Annotated in this window: 2 protein-coding genes; one reads left to right on the top strand and one right to left on the bottom strand. The window is 78.4% G+C overall.

What is annotated here, in order from left to right; genetic code table 11:
- Positions 1-96: 96 nt before the first annotated feature.
- Positions 97-1,422 carry a glutamate--cysteine ligase gene (locus ACIWVC_RS34505; protein WP_396455210.1) on the bottom strand — a complete coding sequence of 442 codons (1,326 nt, stop codon included), beginning with the start codon at positions 1,420-1,422 and terminating at the stop codon, positions 97-99.
- 212 nt (positions 1,423-1,634) lie between these two features.
- On the opposite strand from ACIWVC_RS34505, the gene ACIWVC_RS34500 reads away from it, so the two are divergent.
- The gene (locus ACIWVC_RS34500; protein ID WP_396450962.1) at positions 1,635-2,258 is read left to right on the top strand and encodes a cysteine hydrolase family protein; all 624 of its coding nucleotides are present in this window, start codon (positions 1,635-1,637) and stop codon (positions 2,256-2,258) included.
- Positions 2,259-2,404 lie beyond the last annotated feature (146 nt).

The raw sequence follows: 2,404 nt of genomic DNA, 5'->3' as shown, positions 1-2,404 counted from the left end.
CGTGCGCCGTGCCGGGCGGCTCGGCGCCGGGCGCGGCCGTGCCGGGCGCGTCCGGTGCGGTCGCGGCGTGTTCGCGGGCCGGAGCCTGCGGAGCGGTCATGTGTCCTCCGTCGTCAGGGGGGCGTCAGGCTCCGGTACCCGCTCACGCGCGTCCCATACGCCCGGTTCCTCCCCTCGGGTCGCGTGCGGTGGAGTGCCGGGCCGCCGGACGGGCGGCCCGTCCGGCGGGGCGGGCGGTCCCCCGGTGAGGCGGCCCGACTCGGTCTGCCGCGCCAGCATCCGCACCGCCGCGCGGGGGCCGCCCCGGCGGGCGGCGCGGCGCTGCCGGTCCGCGCCCGTCCCGGCCCGGCGGACCGCCTCCAGCAGCGTGAACACCGTGTCCAGGTCGCCGGTGTCCTCCAGCGCGGGGGCCGCGCGGGCGACCATGTCGTCCACCAGCCGCCGCGCCGGGACGGCCCGCCGCGTCACCGGGTCGGCCAGCGTGCCGCCCAGGCCGTGCCGGGCCGCGTTCCACAGCGCCGCCGCGCACACCTGCCCGTCCGCCCGCGGCGCCTCCCGGCCCGCCGACAGATCGGCCAGGGCGGCGCCGACCAGGCCCCGCACCAGCGCCGCCTGCAGCACCGCGTCATCCGCGGTGGGCGCCGCGTCCGCCGCGCGGACCTCCACCGTCGGCCAGCGCGGCGACGGCCGCGCCAGCCAGAACGTCATGGCCGGGTCGACCAGCACGCCCGCCTCCACCAGCGCCGCGACCCGCGCGTCCCACGCGGCCGCCGACGCCGACCACGGCGGCACCCCCGCGCCGGGGAACCGGGCCATCTCCACCATCCGGCGGCACGCGTAGCCGGTGGGGCGCCCGTGGTCGAACGGCGAGTTCACCGACAGCGCGAGCAGCACCGGCAGCCACGGGCGCAGATGGTTCACCACCGCCACCGCCGCCTCCCGGTCGGGGACGGCGACGTGGACGTGGCAGCCGCACGCCTGGTAGTCCTCCACCACGTCCCCGTAGACCGCCATGATCTCGGCGAACCGGTCGCCGCGCGCGGGCGGCGGGGGCGGGCCGTCCAGCACCGGCGTCCCCGACGACACCAGCAGCGCACCGCCCGCCCGCGCCGCCGCGGCCAGCCGCGCCCGCCCGAACCGCAGCTGCTCGCCCAGCGAGGCCAGGTCGCGGCACACGCCCGTCGCGGCCTCCACCTGCGAGGTCAGCAGCTCGTTCTGGAAGGAGCCGCCCGATCCGGTCCAGCGGTGCGGGCCGGCCGCAGCCAGGACGCGTTCGGCGTCCGGGACGCATTCCCCCGACACCGCGTCCACCAGCAGGAACTCCTCCTCCACCCCGATGCTCGGCGGCCCGCCCCGCGGCGGGGCGCTGTCCGGCGGGACGCCGCGCGCGGTCGCGTCCCCGCCGGTGCCGTGCACGCCCATGTGCTGCCCCCTCGATCGCCCGCACCCCGCCACCCGGGGGATGCCCGTCCAGAACGTCCCCTCCCGCGACCGGCCAAACTCCTTTCCGCCGGGAAGCCGGCAGGCGGCCGCCGGGCGGCGCCCGTGCGGTGACCGTGCGGTGACCGGATCGTTCCGCATCGCGCCGCGATCGTGCCTGCCGCCGCGCGCGGCGACCGGCCAGGATCGGCGGCATGAACCGAGCGCTTCTCGTCATCGACGTCCAGGAGTCCTTCCGCCGCCGCCCGAACTGGGCGGCGGTGTCTGCGCCCGACATCGCCGGCCGCGCCGCCCGCCTGGTCGCGGCGGCCCGCGCCGCCGGCGACCTGGTCGTGTGGGTGCTGCACGCCGAACCCGGAACCGGCGGCCCGTTCGACCCCGACCTGGGCCACGTCCGCCTCATGGACGGGCTGGCGCCCGGGGTCGGCGAACCCGTCCTCACCAAGACCTCGCGCAACGCCTTCACCACCACCGGGCTGGCGCAGCTGCTGACCTCGCGGGGCATCGGCGAGGTGGTGGTCTGCGGCATCCAGACCGAGCAGTGCTGCGAGACCACCGCCCGGCTGGCCGCCGACCTGGGCTACCGCGTCACCTTCGTCACCGACGCCACCGCCACCTTCCCCATCGAGCACCGCGACGCCCCGCCCGGCAGGCCCCTGCAGGAGATCCTCGCCGACCCTGCCACCCTGCCCGCCGACCAGGTCATCGCCCGCACCGAGTACGCCCTGGCCGGGCGCTTCGCCACCATCGCGAGCCTGGACGACCTCGCCCCCGCGCAGGCCCCCGCGACCGGCCCCGAAGCGGCGGCGGTAGGCTGACCGGATCGTGAACCGCGTCGTCTTCCTGCTCGTCCCCGGACTGCATCTGCTCGACCTCGCCGGGCCTGCCCAGGTGTTCTCCACCGCCGCCGACGCCGGCCTGCCCTACCGGCTCGCCTACGTCGCCGACCACCCCGGGACCGGGC

This window comes from Actinomadura sp. (assembly GCF_044508335.1).
Classification (GTDB): Bacteria; Actinomycetota; Actinomycetes; order Streptosporangiales; family Streptosporangiaceae; genus Spirillospora.
Note: the sequence above shows the minus strand (reverse complement) of the source record. Positions and strands in the feature narration are given on the sequence as shown.